The organism is Streptacidiphilus cavernicola (genome assembly GCF_042510955.1).
Lineage (GTDB): Bacteria > Actinomycetota > Actinomycetes > Streptomycetales > Streptomycetaceae > Streptacidiphilus > Streptacidiphilus cavernicola.
In genome coordinates, this window is the sequence record NZ_JBHFAB010000030.1 from 60,035 (window position 1) to 77,100 (window position 17,066).

Genomic DNA, 17,066 nt, shown 5'->3' on the forward strand with positions numbered 1-17,066 from the left:
CGTCGTAGGCTGCCGGTATGACTGACGCACAGGAACGGGCCACCCCGTCCGGGGTGTGGGCCACGGCCGTCGGCGTGGCCCGGGTACGGGCGCTGGAGACCGCGCGGGAGGACCCGCTGTTCCGGGACCCGCTGGCGCTGGCCTTCGCCACCGCGGGCGGCTTCGACCCGTCCGCGCCGCGGCCGGAGCGCGGGGACGAGGCCGCGCGGCGGCGCTGGCTCGGGGTGGCCTTCTCGATCATCATCAGGACCAGGTTCCTGGACGACCTGCTGGACCAGGCCGCCGCGGCCGGCGTCCGGCAGGTCGTGCTGCTGGGGGCCGGGATGGACAGCCGGGCCTTCCGGATGGACTGGCCCGAGGGCACCCGGCTGTTCGAGGTGGACACGGCCGAGCCGCTGGACTTCAAGGAGTCGGTGCTGCGGCAGGAGCGGGCGGTGCCGCGCTGCGAGCGGATCACCGTCCCGGTGGACCTGCGCGAGGACTGGCCCGCGGCGCTGGCCGCCGCCGGGCACGACCGGACCAGGCCGACCGCCTGGATCGCCGAGGGCCTGCTGATCTACCTCCCGGAGGAGGCGGTGGAGCGGCTGGTCGGGCTGGTCGGCGAGCAGTCCGCGCCGGGCAGCCGGATGGGCCTCACCCTGGGCTCGCGCGGGGTGCTGTCCCGCTTCGGGGCGGACGCCGCGGCGGGCACGGCGGCGTCGATGTGGGTCTCGGAGATGCCGGAGGACCCGGTCGCCTGGCTGGCCGCCCACGGATGGGCCGCGGAGACCCACACCCTGCGCGAACGCGCCGCCGCCTACGGCCGGCCCATCACCAGCGAGCCCAGGGCCGACGAGGGCCCCGGCGGCCTGGTCCACGCGGTCCGGCTCTGACCGCCGCGTCCCGCCTGGCCGGCGGAAGGTGACTGCCTCAGGGGCGCGAGGAACTGCGCGACCGGCCACGCACTTACGTGCACGTCCGGCCGCGCTGAAGTTCCCCGCGCCCCCGCCCCCGGCAACTACGCCGGAACGCTGGCCACGCCGGGCGCCAGGAACGGCTTCCCGTTGACGCGGGCCGAGACCCCGCTCCGGTCCAGGTACGGGGTGATCCCGCCCAGGTGGAACGGCCAGCCCGCGCCGGTGATCAGGCACAGGTCGACGTCCTGGGCCTCGGCGACGACGCCCTCGTCCAGCATCAGCGCGATCTCCTCGGCGACCGCCGTCAGCGCCCGGTCCAGCACCTGCTCCGGCGTCAGCACCACGTCGCCGACCTGCAGCAGCGCGGCGACCTCCGGGTCGATCTCCTGCTGGCCCGACGCCCAGGTGTAGAACCCGCGCTTGCCGGCCTTGACCACCCGCGCCAGGTTCTCGGACACCGAGAACCTGTCCGGGAACGCCGCGTGCAGCGTCTCCGACACATGCAGCGCGATGGCGGGACCGACCAGCTCGATCAGCACGATCGGCGACATCGGCAGCCCCAGCGGCTCCACGCCCTTCTCGACCACGTCGATCGGCGTGCCCTCGTCGATGACGTGCTGGATCTCGCCCATGAAGCGGGTCAGGATCCGGTTGACCACGAACGCCGGGGCGTCCTTGACCAGCACGCCGGTCTTCTTCAGCTGCTTCGACACCCCGAACGCGGTGGCCAGCGAGGCGTCGTCGGTGCGCTCGCCCCGGACGATCTCCAGCAGCGGCAGCACCGCCACCGGGTTGAAGAAGTGGAAGCCGACGACCCGCTCCGGGTGCTTCAGCTCGGCGGCCATCTCGGTGACCGACAGCGAGGAGGTGTTGGTGGCCAGGATGCAGGTCGGCGAGACCACGGCCTCGACGTCCGCGAACACCTGCCGCTTGACGCCCAGCTCCTCGAACACCGCCTCGATCACGAAGTCCGCGTCGCCGAACGCCTCCGCCTTGTCCAGCGAGCCGGTGACCAGGCCCTTGAAGCGGTTGGCGGTGTCCTGGTTGAGCCGGCCCTTGCCGAGCAGCTTGTCGATCTCGGCGTGGACGTAGCCCACGCCCTTGTCGACCCGCTCCTGGTCGATGTCGGTGAGCACCACCGGCACCTTGAGCCTGCGCACGAACAGCAGCGCCAGCTGCGAGGCCATCAGGCCCGCGCCGACCACGCCGACCTTGGTGACCGGACGGGCCAGCGACTTGTCCGGCGCGCCGACCGGGCGCTTGCCGCGCTTCTGCACCAGGTTGAAGGCGTAGATGCCGCTGCGCAGCTCGCCGCCCATGATCAGGTCGGCCAGCGCCGCGTCCTCGGCGTCGAAGCCCGCCTGCACGTCGCCGTCCTTGGCCGCGGCGATGATGTCCAGCGCCCGGTACGGGGCCGGGGCGGCGCCGTGCACCTTGGAGTCGGCGACGGCGCGCCCGTGCGCCACCGCGGCGTCCCAGGCGTCGCCGCGGTCGATCTCGGGGCGCTCGACCACGGTCTCGCCCTTGAGCACGGTCGCGGTCCAGAGCAGCGACTGCTCCAGGAAGTCGGCCGGGGCGAACACCGCGTCGGCGATGCCCAGGTCGAACACCTGCTTGCCCTTGAGCTGGCGGTTCTGCGAGAGCGAGTTCTCGATGATGACCGTGATCGCCTTGGCCGGGCCGATCAGGTTGGGCAGGAGGGTGCAGCCGCCCCAGCCGGGCACCAGGCCGAGGAAGCACTCCGGCAGCGAGAACGCCGGGACGCCGGTGCTGACCGTGCGGTAGTCGCAGTGCAGCCCGATCTCGACGCCGCCGCCCATCGCCGCGCCGTTGTAGAAGGCGAAGGTGGGGACGGTCAGCGCGGCGATCCGCTTGAAGACGTCGTGGCCGCCCTTGCCGATGGCCAGCGCGTCGCTGTGCTCCTTGAGCACCTCGACGCCCTTGAGGTCGGCGCCGACCGCGAAGATGAACGGCTTGCCGGTGACGCCGACGGCGGCGATCGAGCCCGCCGCGGCCTCGGCCTCGACCTGGTCCAGCGCCTCGGACAGCTTCGCCAGCGAGCCGGGGCCGAAGGTGGTCGGCTTGGTGTGGTCGAAGCCGTTGTCCAGCGTGATCAGCGCGAGCCGTCCGGCGCCGAGCGGCAGGTCCAGGTGGCGGACGTGGGCGCTGGTCACGACCTCGTCGGGGAACAGCTCATGAGCGCGCTTCAGCAGCTCGGTGGTGGTGTCGGTCATCACTTGCCGCCCTCAGAAAAGTTGGGGTTCTCCCAGATGACCGTTCCGCCCATGCCCATGCCGATGCACATCGAGGTCAGGCCGTAGCGGACGTCGGGGCGCTCCTCGAAGCGCCGCGCCAGCTGGGTCATCAGCCGGACGCCGGAGGACGCCAGCGGGTGGCCGTAGGCGATCGCGCCGCCGTAGGGGTTGACCCGCTCGTCGTCGTCGGCGATGCCGAAGTGGTCCAGCATCGACAGCACCTGGATCGCGAACGCCTCGTTGATCTCGAACGCGCCGATGTCACCGATCGTCAGACCGGCCTGGCGGAGCGCCTTCTCGGTCGCCGGGACCGGGCCGATGCCCATCACCTCGGGCTCGACGCCGACGAAGGCGTAGGAGACCATCCGCATCTTGACCGGCAGGCCCAGCTCGCGGGCCACGTCCTCGGCGGCGAGCAGCGAGGCCGTCGCGCCGTCGTTCAGCCCGGCCGCGTTGCCCGCGGTGATCCGGCCGTGCGGACGGAACGGGGTCTTCAGCCCGGCCAGCGACTCCAGCGTGGTGCCCGGACGCATCGGCTCGTCCACCGTGGCCAGGCCCCAGCCGGTCTCCCCGGCGGCCTCGTTGGTGCGGCGCACCGCGACCGGCACCAGGTCGGGCTGGATCTTGTTGTTCGCGTACGCCTTCGCGGCCTTCTCCTGGCTGCGCACGGCGTAGGCGTCGCAGCGCTCCTTGGTCAGGTGCGGGAAGCGGTCGTGCAGGTTCTCCGCGGTCATGCCCATGAAGAGCGCCGACTCGTCGACGACCTTCTCGGACAGGAAGCGCGGGTTGGGGTCGACGCCCTCGCCCATCGGGTGGCGGCCCATGTGCTCGACGCCGCCGGCGATGGCGATGTCGTAGGCGCCGAAGGCGATGCCGCCGGCGACCGAGGTGGCGGCGGTCATCGCGCCCGCGCACATCCGGTCGATGGAGTAGCCGGGCACCGACTTGGGCAGCCCCGCGAGCAGCGCCGCGCTGCGGCCGAGGGTCAGCCCCTGGTCGCCGATCTGGGTGGTGGCGGCGATGGCGACCTCGTCCACCCGGGCCGGGTCCAGGCTCGGGTTGCGGCGCAGCAGCTCGCGGATCGCCTTGATCACCAGATCGTCGGCGCGGGTCTCCGCGTAGATGCCCTTCGGTCCGGCCTTGCCGAACGGGGTGCGGACGCCGTCGACGAAGACGACGTCCCTCGCGGTACGAGGCACGGTGGCTCTCCTCCCAAGTCCCCAAGTGGGGGCCCAAATGACGTGGCGGCCCAGCTGGACCGGTGCGGTCGGCCGCCGGGAACACGCGTCGGCGGCGACACTCAGCTGATGCTACCCGCTAGTAACTAAGTTGCCCAGACCGAACCGGCGCAGCGCGCCAGGAGTGTCCGGCGTCACCTGCCCGGGAGGAGTCGGAGCAGGCCGCGGGACGGCTCGGGGAAGGCCGGGGAGAGGGCCCGGAACGCCTCGGGGCGAGGGTCAGGAACCGGCGCCCGGAGCCCGCGCGGCGGTCCTCGCCTCGACGAAGGCGCGGGCCAGCACCGGGGCGGCCAGCTCCACCTGCCAGGCGCGGGCGCCGAGCCCGCGCAGCGCGGCGCCGACCGCCTCGGCGCCGCCGTCGCCGGGCGTGGTCCAGCACACCCGGCGCACCAGGTCCGGCGAGACCAGGTTCTCCTGCGGCAGGTTCAGCGACTCGGCCAGCGCCCCGACCGCGGCGCGGGCGGCGGTCAGCCGGGCCGCGGCCACCGGGTCCTTCTCGGCCCAGGAACGCGGCGGCGGTGGGCCCTCGTGCGGGGCGGACGGCGGCGGCAGCTGCGCCTCGGGGACGGCCCTGGCCGCGTCCAGGGCGGCGAACCACTGCTCCAGCGCCCGGCGGTGCACCCGGGGCCCGAAGCCGGGCAGCGCCTGCAGCGCGGGCAGGTTCACCGGCATGGCCAGGGCGGCTGCCACGATCGCGGCGTCGGAGAGGATCCGGCCGGGGGAGATGTCCCGCTCGCGGGCCACCCGGTCCCTGGTCTGCCACAGCTCCCTGACCGCGGCCAGCTGCCGCCTGCGGCGCACCTTGTGCACGCCGGAGGTGCGCCGCCACGGGTCCACCCGGGGCGCGGGCGGTCCGGCGGCCACGATCGCGGCGAACTCCTGCCGGGCCCACTCCAGCTTGCCCTGGTCGGCCAGCTCCTGCTCCAGCGCGTCGCGCAGGTCCACCAGCACCTCGACGTCCAGCGCGGCGTAGCGGAGCCAGGGGTCGGGCAGCGGCCGGGTGGACCAGTCGACGGCGGAGTGGCCCTTCTCCAGGATGAAGCCCAGCACGCCCTCGACCATCGGGCCGAGCCCCACCCGTGGGAAGCCCGCGATCCGTCCGGCCAGCTCGGTGTCGAACAGCGAGGTCGGGCGCATGCCCAGCTCGGCCAGGCAGGGCAGGTCCTGGGTGGCGGCGTGCAGCACCCACTCGGTGTCCGCCAGCGCCTCGCCGAGCGAGGAGAGGTCGGGGCAGCCGACCGGGTCGATCAGGGTGCTGCCCGCGCCCTCGCGGCGCAGCTGCACCAGGTACGCGCGCTGCCCGTAGCGGTAGCCGGAGGCGCGCTCGGCGTCGATGGCGACCGGGCCGGTCCCGGCCGCGAACCGGGCCACGATCTCGGCCAGCGCCTCCGCGTCCGCCACTACCGGCGGGATGCCCTCGCGCGGCTCCAGCAGCGGGACCGGACCGGCCGCCTCCTCGACACCGACCGCACCGGTGGCCCCACCTGCATCGGGGACGGCGGCGGGCGCTGCAACGGCTTCAGGGCGGTCGGCGGTGGCTTCAGGGGCGTCGGTCACGCGCCAAGCCTACGCCCGTACGCCCCCTCGCCCGCCCCTCAACGAGCCGGTGGACACGGCTGCGCCCCGCCGCCCGACGGGGAGGAGGAACGTTCCGTCGGACGGTGGGGCGCGGGACGTACTAGTGGATGATTCCGGTCCGCAGGGCGACGGCGACCATGCCGGCCCGGTCGCCGGTGCCCAGCTTGCGGGCGATCCGGGCCAGGTGGCTCTTGACCGTCAGCGCCGACAGGCCCATGGCGACGCCGATGGCCTTGTTGGACTGCCCCTCGGCGACCAGCCGCAGCACCTCGACCTCGCGGCCGGAGAGCTCGCGGTAGGCGGGCGGCGGGGGAGTCCCGGGGGCGCCCGGGGCGGCGCCGGGCGCGCTGCCCGGGGCGCCGGGGAGGCCGGGACGGCGCAGGTGCCCGGCCAGCTGGCGGCCGTTCAGGCCGGGCGCCCCGGCCATCCCCGGCCGCTGCGGCAGGCCGGTGTTGACCCGGGTGCCGGTGACCACGTACCCCTTGACGCCGCTCGCCAGTGCGCTCCGCACGGCGCCGATGTCGTCGGCGGCGGACAGGGCCAGGCCGTTCGGCCAGCCCGCGGCCCTGGTCTCGGCCAGGATCGCCAGCCCGGAGCCGTCCGGGAGGTGCACATCGGCCACGCAGATGTCGCGGGGGGTGCCGACCCGGGGACGGGCCTCGGCGAGGGAGGAAGCCTCGATCACGTCGCGAACGCCCAGTGCCCAGAGGTGACGGGTGACGGTGCTGCGTACCCGTGGGTCGGCAACGACCACCATCGCGGTGGGCTTGGTCGGACGATAGGCGACCAGGTTTGCGGGGTGCTCCAGAAGAACAGACACCAGGCCTCCTGAGGGAGTGGCGCGGGGACCCGGCGGATGCAGCTGGGGTGGGGTCCTCGTGTGGAAAGGGTCACTGACTGCTTCGGCATGATGCGTGCCCGGCTTTAGCGAAAGATCACGATTGAGTGAGTATCAAATCGGGCACAACGCTCATATTGACCTTCTTGACTGAGCGTAAGTCACCCTAAAGTGATCAAAACCGATCGACACGCCGAACGTCAGAGCGGGCGCCGCCGGGTCGGCATCGGCACCACGCCGCCGACCGGCACCGGGGACGCCACCGGCGCCGCGGGGGCGGGGGGCAGCCCCGCGCACAGGCACAGCAGCTCGCACCAGGCGCGCAGGTGCTCGGCGAAGCCCGCTCCGGCGCTGACGCCCCTGCCCGCTCCGGCGCTCGCACCCGTGCGCCCGCCCGGCGCGGCGCCCGAGCCCTGCCCTGGGCCCGGACTCGTACTCAGACCCGAGCCCTGCCCCGAGCCCGCGCCGGTCAGCGGCGTCCAGGAGGCCCGGATCTCGATCTCGGTCGAGGTTTCCCGCTCGGCCAGCCCGCCGAAGTAGTGCGAGGAGCAGCGCGAGACGGTGCCGCTCGGCTCGGTGTAGCGGGCGCCCTGCTGGTCGAGGCCCTCGGTCAGCCAGGACCAGCCGACCTCGGCGAGCAGCGGGTCGTCGGCCATCTCCGGCTCCAGCTCGGCGCGGCCCAGCGACACCAGCCGGAACTCGCCGTTCCACGCCTCGTGGCCGCCCGGCTCGTGCAGCAGCACCAACCGCCCGTCCGCCAGCTCCTCGCCGTCCACCTCGACCGTCGCGGTCAGCGCGAAGGCGTAGGAGGCCAGCTTCCTGGGGGCCGGGGTGTCCCCGATCACGATCTCCGGACGGAGCCGCGCGCTCCGCAGCGCCTCGACAGCCTCCCGGAAGGCCGGGGGAACGCCGGGCGCTCCGTCCTCGCTCGCTGGGTTCCCACTGACTGCCATGACGGAAGACTAGGACCCGGGCACCTTCCGGCGGTGGAGGCACCACGGGCGCGGCGCCGGAGGCCTCGCCCGCATGCGAGGATTTGCCCCGTGAGCGAGAGCGAGAGGGTGACCGGGACCGTGACCGTGACCGAGAACAGCAGCCGAGACGTTCCACGGGCCGGGGCCCTCCACGACTCCGCGTTCCTGCGCGCCTGCCGGGGCGAGGCGGTGCCGCACACCCCGGTGTGGTTCATGCGCCAGGCCGGGCGGTCGCTGCCGGAGTACCTGAAGATCCGCGAGGGCATCCCGATGCTGGACTCCTGCATGATGCCGGAGCTGGTCAAGGAGATCACCCTGCAGCCGGTGCGCCGGCACGGGGTCGACGCGGCCATCTACTTCAGCGACATCATGGTGCCGCTCAAGGCCATCGGCGTGGACCTGGACATCAAGCCGGGCATCGGCCCGGTCGTCGCCAACCCGATCCGGAACCGGGCCGGGCTGGCCCAGCTGCGCGCCCTGGAGCCGGACGACGTCTCCTACGTCACCGAGGCGATCGGGCTGCTGGTGGCCGAGCTGGGCGCGACCCCGCTGATCGGCTTCGCCGGGGCCCCGTACACGCTGGCCAGCTACCTGGTCGAGGGCGGCCCCTCGAAGAACCACGAGAACACCAAGGCGCTGATGTACGGCGACCCCGAGCTGTGGCAGGAGCTGCTCGACCTGCTCGCGGAGATCACCGCCGGGTTCCTGAAGGTGCAGATCGAGGCGGGCGTCTCGGCCGTGCAGCTGTTCGACTCCTGGGTCGGCGCGCTGGCCCCCAACGACTACCGCCGGTATGTGATGCCGTCCAGCGCCAAGGTCTTCGACGCGGTCGCCGGGTACGGCGTGCCGCGGATCCACTTCGGCGTCGGCACCGGCGAGCTGCTCGGCCTGATGGGCGACGCGGGCGCGGACGTGGTCGGCGTCGACTGGCGGGTCCCGCTGGACGAGGCCGCGCGCCGGGTCGCGCCGGGCAAGGCGCTGCAGGGCAACCTGGACCCGACACTGCTGTTCGCGCCGGAGGCGGCGGTCCGCGCCAAGACCGAGGAGGTCCTGGCAGCCGCGGCGGCGAGCGGGCGCGGACACGTCTTCAACCTCGGCCACGGGGTGCTCCCGAGCACCGACCCGACCGCGCTGACCCGGCTGGTCGCGCACGTGCACGAGCACAGCGCGGGCTGAGGCCGCGGCGGCGGGGTTGCGGGAGGCGCCGTCGCTCGGACGTTCGTCCGGGCGGCGGCGCCTTCTGGCTGTGGGCGGGCGGGCTGGTGGGGTCGTGCCTCGTCAGTCCTCCGTGTCGTCCTGCTCCGCTTCCCACTCCGCGGTCGGCTCGGCGTACTGCTCCGCGGTCGGCTCTGGGTACTGCTCCGCGTCCTGCTCGGGTTCCGCGCGGGGCGGGGTCGTGGGTCGGGCCGGGTAGGCCGCCGCCGCATCGGGGCCGCCGGGTCGGGGAGCCCGGGTGAGCGGGTGGACCGGTACCGTCCGACGCCGCATCAGCACCCGTACCAGCCACAGCAGCAAGCCCAGCGGCACCAGGAACGGCAGCGCCGCGGCCAGCGCGATCAGCAGCGCCCGTACCGTCTCGTACAGCGCGTGCCAGCCGTTCTTCAGCGCGCCGAGCACCGACAGGCCGTGCTTCGCGGGCGCGGCCTGGACCGGCGTGGCCTTCGAGTAGAGCTGGACCGTCACGGTGGACATCGCCGTCTCCGACTTCAGTGCCGCGAGCTGCGACTCCAGCGACTCCAGGTCCGCCTCGCGCTGGGTCAGGTCCTGCTCCAGCGTGGTGACGTCGCCGATGGTGGTGGCCCGGTCCATCAGCGTCCGCACCCGGGCCACGCTGGCCTGCTGGGTCTTCACCCGGCTGCTGATGTCGACCACCTGCTGGGTCACGTCCTGGGCCTGGCGCTGGTGCGCCAGCACCGTGCCGAGGGTCAGCAGCTGCTGGTACACCGTGTCGTAGGAGTCCACCGGGATCCGCAGCACCAGCTGCGCCGACTGGCCGCCGACGTCGGTCGGCGACGGCAGCGGGGCGGAGGCGGAGCCGCCCGAGGCCGGGACGGATCCGACGGCCGAGCCGGAGTCGTTCTGCTCCGGCTGGTAGCCGTTGTAGCTGTTGGTGAGCAGCGTGTCGTCGCCGCTGACCTCGGAGTCGATGAACCCGCCCGCGCCGCGCACCAGCTGCTCGGCCCGCGCGACGGCGGCGTCCACGCCGTTCACCCCGCCGCTGCCCTTGGTCAGCAGCTGGATCTCACCGGTGTAGATGATCGAGCGGCCGGTGTCGGCGGGCGGGGTGATCGCGGTGCCGGGCTTCCCGGCGGAGCCGGCCGTGCCCGCGGCGTCGGAGCTGCCGGCCCCGGCTCCGGCCCCCGCCGGAGCGCCGGTCGGGGCGCCCGCCGCGGCGGCGCCGTTGTTCGCCGCGGCCTCCGGCGCCTTGGCCGCGCTGCTGCTGGAGCTCCCGCCGGAGGCACTGCACCCGCCCAGCGTCAGCCCACCCGCCAGCACCAGCGCCGCCGCGGTCGCTCCGGCCCTCCGGTACCGTCCGACGCTCCTGGTTCTCGCTCTGCCTGCCGTACCGTCCATGCTGACCCTCCCCGAGACGCGGCCCGCACTGCGCGAGCCGATCGATGGTGGGACTCCCCGAGCCGGGGACGGGTTCCGGACGGAGCGTCACATCAGGGTCTCGATCAGGCCTCGGAACCGCGCGGGAGCCTCGCGACCGCGTGCCCGGGACCGGTCGCGGTTTTGCGGCCTGCTGTGCCCGGGAACTGCGCCGCGGCCCCCACCCACGCCGGTGCCCGGGACCTGCACCGCCGCCCCCGGGGGACCACGCGGTGGCGCAACCGTGCTGTGGGAGAGTGAAAGGCATGCACAGCAGCGCTCCTGAGCCCCCCGCCCGCCCCCGGGTGATCGTCATCGGCGGTGGCATCGCCGGCCTCGCCGCCGCTGCCCGCCTCAGCGGGGCCGACGGGAGCACGCCCAGCGCGAGCGTCACCCTGATCGAGGCCGCCACCCGCCTCGGCGGCAAGCTCCGCAGCGGCGAACTGGAGGGCATCCCGGTCGACCTCGGCGCCGAGTCCATGCTGGCCCGCCGACCCGAGGCCGTCACCCTGGCCCGTGCGGTCGGCCTCGGCCCGGCGCTGCAACCGCCGGCCACCGCCAAGGCCGCGATCTGGACCAGGGGCGCGCTGCGCCCGATGCCGACCGGCCACCTGATGGGCGTCCCCGGCGACCTGGACGCCCTCGCCGCCTCCGGCGTGGTCTCCCCCGAGGGCATGGCCCGGATCGCCGAGGACCTCACCCTCGACTACGCTGCCGCTGCTGCCGCCGACCCCGCCGGTCCCGCCGACTCCGCCGCTCCCGCCGCTCCCGCCGCGATCGAGGGCGACGACGTCGCCGTAGGCGCCTACATCGGCGCCCGCCTCGGCCGCGAGGTGGTCGAGCGGCTGGTCGAGCCGCTCCTCGGCGGCGTCTACGCCGGGCACGCCGACCAGCTCTCGCTCCGCGCCGCCGTCCCGCAGCTGCTGCCGCTGGCCCGCCGCGGCGGCTCGCTGATCGAAGGCGTCCGGGCGATCCAACGTGCCGCCCCGGCCAACCCCGCGCCGGTGTTCCAGGGCATCGACGGCGGCATCGGACGCCTGCCGCTCGCCGTCGCGGACGCCTGCCGCGCCGCCGGGGTCGAGCTGCGGCTCGGCACCGAGGTGCGCTCGCTGCGCCGCACCGCCGACGGCTGGAGCGTCCGCGCCACGAGCGCAATCGGCACTGAGGAACTGACCGCCGACGCCGTCGTGCTCGCCGTCCCCGCGCCGGTAGCCGCCCGGCTCCTCGCCGCCACCGCCCCCGCCGCCTCGGCCGAACTGGCCGCGGTCGAGTACGCCGGAATGGCGCTGGTCACCCTCGCCTTCCAGCGCTCCGACCTCGGCCCGCTGAGCGGCAGCGGCTTCCTGGTCCCGCCGGTGGACCGGCGTGCGATCAAGGCGTCGACCTTCTCCAGCAACAAGTGGGGCTGGCTCGCGGCAGCCGCCCCGGACAGCTTCGTGCTCCGCACCTCCGTCGGCCGCCACGGCGAGGAGCAGGACCTCGACCTGGACGACGCCGAGCTGGTCGCCCGTTCGCTGCGCGACCTCGGCACGGCGGCCGGGATCGCCGCCGCCCCGTACGCGAGCACGGTCACCCGCTGGCGGGGCGGGCTACCGCAGTACCCGGTGGGGCACCTGGACCGGGTGGCCCGGATCGGCAGGCTGACCGCCGAACTGCCGGGCCTGGCCCTGTGCGGCGCCGCCTACCAGGGGGTCGGCATCCCCGCCTGCATCGCCAGCGGGTGGCGTGCGGCGGACCTGGTGACCGGCGCACTAGCGGCGGAGGGGAGAATGTCCGCATGACCGAGAGCACCGAACCCACGAAGAAGGCACGCGACCTCAACAAGGTCATCCGGTACACCCTCTGGTCGGTGTTCCGGCTGAAGGACGTGCTTCCGGACGACCGGGCCGTCCACGCCGCCGAGGTCGAGGAGCTGTTCGCGCAGCTCGCCGAGAAGGACGTCACGGTCCGCGGCACCTACGACGTCTCCGGGCTGCGCGCCGACGCCGACCTGATGATCTGGTGGCACGCCGAGAACAGCGACGACCTGCAGGAGGCGTACAACCGCTTCCGCCGCACCCGGCTGGGCCGCGCGCTGGAGCCGGTCTGGTCGAACATGGCGCTGCACCGCCCGGCCGAGTTCAACAAGTCGCACATCCCGGCGTTCCTGGCCGACGAGACCCCGCGCGACTACGTCTGCGTGTACCCGTTCGTCCGCTCCTACGAGTGGTACCTGCTGGAGGACGCCGAGCGCCGCCGCCTGCTGATGGAGCACGGCATGCTGGCCCGCGGCTACCCGGACGTGCGCGCCAACACCGTCGCCTCGTTCGCCCTCGGCGACTACGAGTGGCTGCTGGCGTTCGAGGCGAACGACCTCTACCGGATCGTCGACCTGATGCGCGACCTGCGCGCCTCGGAGACCCGACTGCACGTCCGCGAGGAGGTGCCCTTCTTCACCGGGCGCCGCAAGCCGATCGCCGACCTGCTGGCCGGGCTGGCTTGAGGCCCGAGTCCTGACGTCCACGTATTCACGTCGACCACGTCGACTCTGCCGGTGCCGCCGGTTTGTTCAGGCGGCCCGGCGGTGTTCCTGACGCCGCGTCCGATGCCGTGCCCACTGCACCCGCTGGGCGGGCTGGGCGGGCCGGGCGTGCTGGCTGCGGCGCACCCGCTGCGCGTTCACCGCGATCGACACCGCCGCCCCCGCGGCGAGCAGGGTCAGCGGCCAGAGCAGGGGCGGATGCGTGGCGGTCTGCGTACCGCGGATGCTGTCGTCGGCCCAGTCGACGATGGCCGCGCCGCCGAGGACCAGGGTCAGCAGCAGCGCCGACGCCATCAGCCGGTTCGCCCGGCGATGGCGGTCGGCCGCCGTCCCGCGTCGGCGCCGGGCGCAGCACACCTGGTTCACGGCGGCGGCCCCCACCGCCGCTCCGGACACCATGAACTCGGCGAACTCCCGATCCACGCTCATCCTGCACCCCCGGACGACAAGAGGAGCCGGGTCCCCCGCACCCGGCTCCATGACGATGAGCATGGCTCGCCTTTCGATGCCGGGGAAGGGGCCGCAACGATTCTCAGAGCTAGATTTGAGCTTCGTCGGAGCCCCCCGAGCGACTTGCCCGCTTGGGTCCCATTCGCACCTGGCGCGCCGTCGCCGCGTCCTGTGATTTGCTGATCGAATGCGCCGCCCCTCGCCCGAGAACCGACCCGCTCCGGCCCGTCGTCCCGCTCCGGCCCGTCGTCCCGCCGTCGGCGACCCCGCCGACGCCGCGGTGATCGGCTCCGGCCCCAACGGCCTGGCCGCCGCCGTCACCCTGGCTCGGGCCGGGCTGCGGGTCACCGTCTACGAGGCGGCCGACGACTACGGTGGCGGGCTGCGCTCCGTCCCGCTGTTCGAGCCCGACGTGCTGCACGACATCTGCGCCGCGGTCCACCCGATGGCCGTCGCGTCGCCCTTCCTGCGGGCCTTCGACCTCGCCGCGCACGGCGTTCGGCTGCGCACCCCCGACCTCTCCTACGCCCACCCGCTGGCGGGCGGCCGTGCCGCGCTGGCCTGGCGCGACCTCGCCGCCACCGCGGACGGACTCGGCCCGGACGGCCCGGCCTGGACCAGCTTGATGGCGCCGCTGATGGAACGCAGCCGGGAACTGGTCGAACTGATGCTCTCCGACTTCCGGCACCCGCCGACCGGACCGGCGCTCCCACTGCTGCTCGCCCCCCGGGTGCTGCGCCACGGCACCCCGCTGGCGGGCCGTCAGTTCCGCGGCGACCTGGCCCCGGCCCTGCTCGCCGGAGTCGCCGCCCATGTCTTCGGCCGACTGCCGAGCCTCCCCGGCGCGGGTGTCGCGCTGCTGCTCGGACACCTCGCCCACACCAGCGGCTGGCCGGTGCCGGAAGGCGGCAGCGCGAGCATCGCCCGCGCCCTCGCCGACGACCTCCGCGCCCACGGCGGCAGCGTCCGCACCGGCGTCCGGATCAACCACCTGGGCGAGGTCCGTCCGGCCCGGATCGTCCTCGCCGACGTCGGCCCGCGCGAGTTCCTCCGCATCGCCGGGCCGGATCTGCCGCCGCGCTACGCCCGCGCGCTGGCCGCCCTGCGCTACGGCCCCGGCGCGTCCAAGACCGACTTCCTGCTCTCCGAGCGCGTCCCGTGGACCCACCCGGAACTGCACCGCGCCGGGACGCTCCACCTCGGCGGCCCACTCGCCGAGGTCTACGCCCAGGAAACCCGCAACGCCCGCGCGGCAGCGGGGTCGTCGGGGACTGCCGGGTCGTCAGGGACGTCGGGATCGACGTCGGGCCGCCGCCCGTTCGTCCTGGTCGCCGACCCGGTCGCGGTCGACCCCGGCCGGGGCCGACCCGGCGCCTACCCGCTGTGGGCCTACGCCCACGTCCCGCACGCCAGCCCGGACGACGCCGCCGAGGCGATCATCGCCCGGATCGAGCAGCACGCCCCCGGCTTCCGCGACACCATCGTGGCCCAGCGCTCGCTACCGGCAAAGGAGTTGGAGCGCTACAACCCCAACTACACCGGCGGCGACATCAGCGCGGGCGCGATGACCCTCCGTCAGTCCGTCCTCCGCCCGGCCCCGCGCTGGGACCCCTACCGCACCCCGCTCCCCGGCACCTACCTCTGCTCCGCCTCCACCCCTCCGGGCCCCGGAGTCCACGCCATGCCCGGCTACCTGGCCGCCCGCTCCGCCCTCCACCACGAACTCGGCATCCACCTCCCCCGCGTGCCGTAACCGGCAGGGCGGCAGCAACCCCGCGACCCCGCGCCCCCCGGGCCGTCCGCCACCGCCCGCTCCGGCCCCACCTGCATCCGCCCCGCCCCCTACCCCTGCTCCCCACCCCACCCCTGCCACCCCGGAGCGCTCACCCTCCCGCTCCACCGACCGCCAAAGCCAACATCCACCGCCACGGTTCCTGGCACGATGGCGACCTCAGCTATCTTCTTGCCATGGACTATGACGAAATGTCGGATCCTGCGGAAGTACTCGATTTCCCCACCGCCACCAACTAAAGCCCCAGCTCAACCAGCCTGCTCCCCGCGCACGCGGGGATGGTCCCAGGTTGGGGACCTCGAAGGCGATCAGGAAGGACTGCTCCCCGCGCACGCGGGGATGGTCCCTCGTCCATCTGCCTCTGAATCTCGCTCTTTGACTGCTCCCCGCGCACGCGGGGATGGTCCCACCGCGAACTTCGCCAGCGTGGCGGCGATGCGCTGCTCCCCGCGCACGCGGGGATGGTCCCCCCCACGATCCGCCGGCCCGACGCGACAGCGCCTGCTCCCCGCGCACGCGGGGATGGTCCCGACTCGCTGTTCGAGCGGTTCTCCAAGGATGCCTGCTCCCCGCGCACGCGGGGATGGTCCCACCGCATGGTCGGCTTCCACGGCATTCGGGACCTGCTCCCCGCGCACGCGGGGATGGTCCCGCCCTGACGATCTGGGACAACCGGATCGTGGCCTGCTCCCCGCGCACGCGGGGATGGTCCCAGCTGCCGCCCGGGAACGGCTCGTAGCTGGGTCTGCTCCCCGCGCACGCGGGGATGGTCCCGTCGACAGCGCGGTGATCCCGGTGGTGACCGCCTGCTCCCCGCGCACGCGGGGATGGTCCCGTGCAATCCGTGCGGCCAAATGGGCGAAACGGCTGCTCCCCGCGCACGCGGGGATGGTCCCGCGAGGGGTACGCCACCGACTGGGTGGCCCTTCTGCTCCCCGCGCACGCGGGGATGGTCCCACCCCATCAACGCCCTGGGCCCGGCCGGTTCACTGCTCCCCGCGCACGCGGGGATGGTCCCGGGTCCTACCCCTCCGCCTGCTCCAGCGTGCGCTGCTCCCCGCGCACGCGGGGATGGTCCCCATGACTGCTGCGAGTTCTGGACAATCTCCCTCTGCTCCCCGCGCACGCGGGGATGGTCCCGCCCCCACTCGCCCCGCGCGGCAGCGAGCATCCTGCTCCCCGCGCACGCGGGGATGGTCCCATGGTCGCCAAGCTCGAAAAGCGGGTCGAGAGCTGCTCCCCGCGCACGCGGGGATGGTCCCGCGAGCGGGGGCAAGGCGGCGTCCACGGTCGGCTGCTCCCCGCGCACGCGGGGATGGTCCGCAGGGACAGAACCTGATCTACGCCGGTCAGGACTGCTCCCCGCGCACGCGGGGATGGTCCCGCGCTCACCCGCACCCGGGCGCTGCCGGAGTACTGCTCCCCGCGCACGCGGGGATGGTCCCTGCATGGTGGGCACGTCGTGGACACCGACCGGCTGCTCCCCGCGCACGCGGGGATGGTCCCCGCCCTCAGGGTGTGGTCAGTTGGCTCGACGGCTGCTCCCCGCGCACGCGGGGATGGTCCCGCCGGCAGCAACCTGGCACAGGGCGTCCTCGGCTGCTCCCCGCGCACGCGGGGATGGTCCCGAAGGAGGCCGCGGACGGGTCCACGACGACCCCTGCTCCCCGCGCACGCGGGGATGGTCCCTTCAACACCGAGCCCGAGGCCACGGTGTTCCTCTGCTCCCCGCGCACGCGGGGATGGTCCCGAGTACGAGCACTGGCCCTTGTTCTCGCCGGCCTGTTCCCCGCGCACGCAGGTTGGTCCATCATGCGAGGCCGGAACCAGAGCGCCCTTCTCCTCCCCGCCCGTTGCCCCTATGGACGGAGAGACCCCACCAGGAAGTCCTGTGCGCCTAGCACATGGAGACATTCCCCGTCTGCCGTATCA

12 protein-coding genes and 1 CRISPR repeat array are annotated in these 17,066 nt (G+C 74.0%); of the genes, 5 read left to right on the forward strand and 7 right to left on the reverse strand.

Features of this window, described 5'->3' with window-relative positions; all coding sequences use genetic code 11:
- Positions 1-17 precede the first annotated feature (17 nt).
- Entirely contained in the window at positions 18-872 is an 855-nt protein-coding gene (locus ACEZDE_RS30020; RefSeq protein ID WP_380542896.1) for a class I SAM-dependent methyltransferase, read from the forward strand.
- Between the two features lie 125 nt (positions 873-997).
- Here ACEZDE_RS30020 and ACEZDE_RS30025 read toward each other — a convergent pair whose 3' ends face one another.
- The 5 genes from ACEZDE_RS30025 to ACEZDE_RS30045 form a co-directional block, all read right to left on the reverse strand.
- A complete protein-coding gene (locus ACEZDE_RS30025) occupies positions 998-3,130 on the reverse strand; it encodes a 3-hydroxyacyl-CoA dehydrogenase NAD-binding domain-containing protein (RefSeq protein WP_380542899.1) in 2,133 nt (710 codons plus the stop codon).
- The gene (locus ACEZDE_RS30030) at positions 3,130-4,350 is read right to left on the reverse strand and encodes a thiolase family protein (protein WP_380542902.1); all 1,221 of its coding nucleotides are present in this window, start codon (positions 4,348-4,350) and stop codon (positions 3,130-3,132) included. The genes ACEZDE_RS30025 and ACEZDE_RS30030 overlap by 1 nt, the downstream gene beginning before the upstream one ends.
- A gap of 258 nt (positions 4,351-4,608) precedes the next feature.
- A complete protein-coding gene (locus ACEZDE_RS30035) occupies positions 4,609-5,946 on the reverse strand; it encodes an HRDC domain-containing protein (RefSeq protein WP_380542905.1) in 1,338 nt (445 codons plus the stop codon).
- Positions 5,947-6,067: 121 nt separating this feature from the next.
- Positions 6,068-6,787 (reverse strand): LuxR C-terminal-related transcriptional regulator, encoded by a 720-nt coding sequence (locus ACEZDE_RS30040; RefSeq protein WP_380542908.1) that lies wholly within the window; start codon positions 6,785-6,787, stop codon positions 6,068-6,070.
- Between the two features lie 218 nt (positions 6,788-7,005).
- Complete coding sequence (locus ACEZDE_RS30045) at positions 7,006-7,758, reverse strand: DUF3000 domain-containing protein (protein WP_380542911.1); 753 nt, start codon at positions 7,756-7,758, stop codon at positions 7,006-7,008.
- Between the two features lie 90 nt (positions 7,759-7,848).
- Here ACEZDE_RS30045 and hemE point away from each other — a divergent pair, with 90 nt between their 5' ends.
- Complete coding sequence (hemE, locus tag ACEZDE_RS30050; protein ID WP_380542915.1) at positions 7,849-8,955, forward strand: uroporphyrinogen decarboxylase; 1,107 nt, start codon at positions 7,849-7,851, stop codon at positions 8,953-8,955.
- Between the two features lie 102 nt (positions 8,956-9,057).
- Here the strand turns inward: hemE and ACEZDE_RS30055 are convergent, their stop codons facing one another.
- Positions 9,058-10,353: a DUF4349 domain-containing protein gene (locus tag ACEZDE_RS30055; protein ID WP_380542918.1), complete on the reverse strand. Its 1,296-nt coding sequence runs from the start codon at positions 10,351-10,353 to the stop codon at positions 9,058-9,060.
- A 284-nt stretch (positions 10,354-10,637) separates the two neighbouring features.
- Here ACEZDE_RS30055 and hemG point away from each other — a divergent pair, with 284 nt between their 5' ends.
- Entirely contained in the window at positions 10,638-12,152 is a 1,515-nt protein-coding gene (gene hemG, locus ACEZDE_RS30060; RefSeq protein WP_380542921.1) for a protoporphyrinogen oxidase, read from the forward strand.
- Positions 12,149-12,853 (forward strand): hydrogen peroxide-dependent heme synthase, encoded by a 705-nt coding sequence (hemQ, locus tag ACEZDE_RS30065; RefSeq protein WP_380542924.1) that lies wholly within the window; start codon positions 12,149-12,151, stop codon positions 12,851-12,853. Before hemG ends, hemQ begins: the two co-directional genes overlap by 4 nt.
- Positions 12,854-12,919: 66 nt before the next feature.
- On the opposite strand, the gene ACEZDE_RS30070 is transcribed toward hemQ, so the two are convergent.
- A complete protein-coding gene (locus ACEZDE_RS30070) occupies positions 12,920-13,321 on the reverse strand; it encodes a hypothetical protein (protein WP_380542927.1) in 402 nt (133 codons plus the stop codon).
- A gap of 208 nt (positions 13,322-13,529) precedes the next feature.
- Here ACEZDE_RS30070 and ACEZDE_RS30075 point away from each other — a divergent pair, with 208 nt between their 5' ends.
- On the forward strand, positions 13,530-15,095 hold the full coding sequence (locus ACEZDE_RS30075; protein WP_380542930.1) for a phytoene desaturase family protein: 1,566 nt from the start codon (positions 13,530-13,532) through the stop codon (positions 15,093-15,095).
- Positions 15,096-15,391: 296 nt separating this feature from the next.
- Positions 15,392-16,884: a CRISPR direct-repeat array (repeat unit 29 nt; unit sequence CTGCTCCCCGCGCACGCGGGGATGGTCCC).
- Positions 16,885-17,066 lie beyond the last annotated feature (182 nt).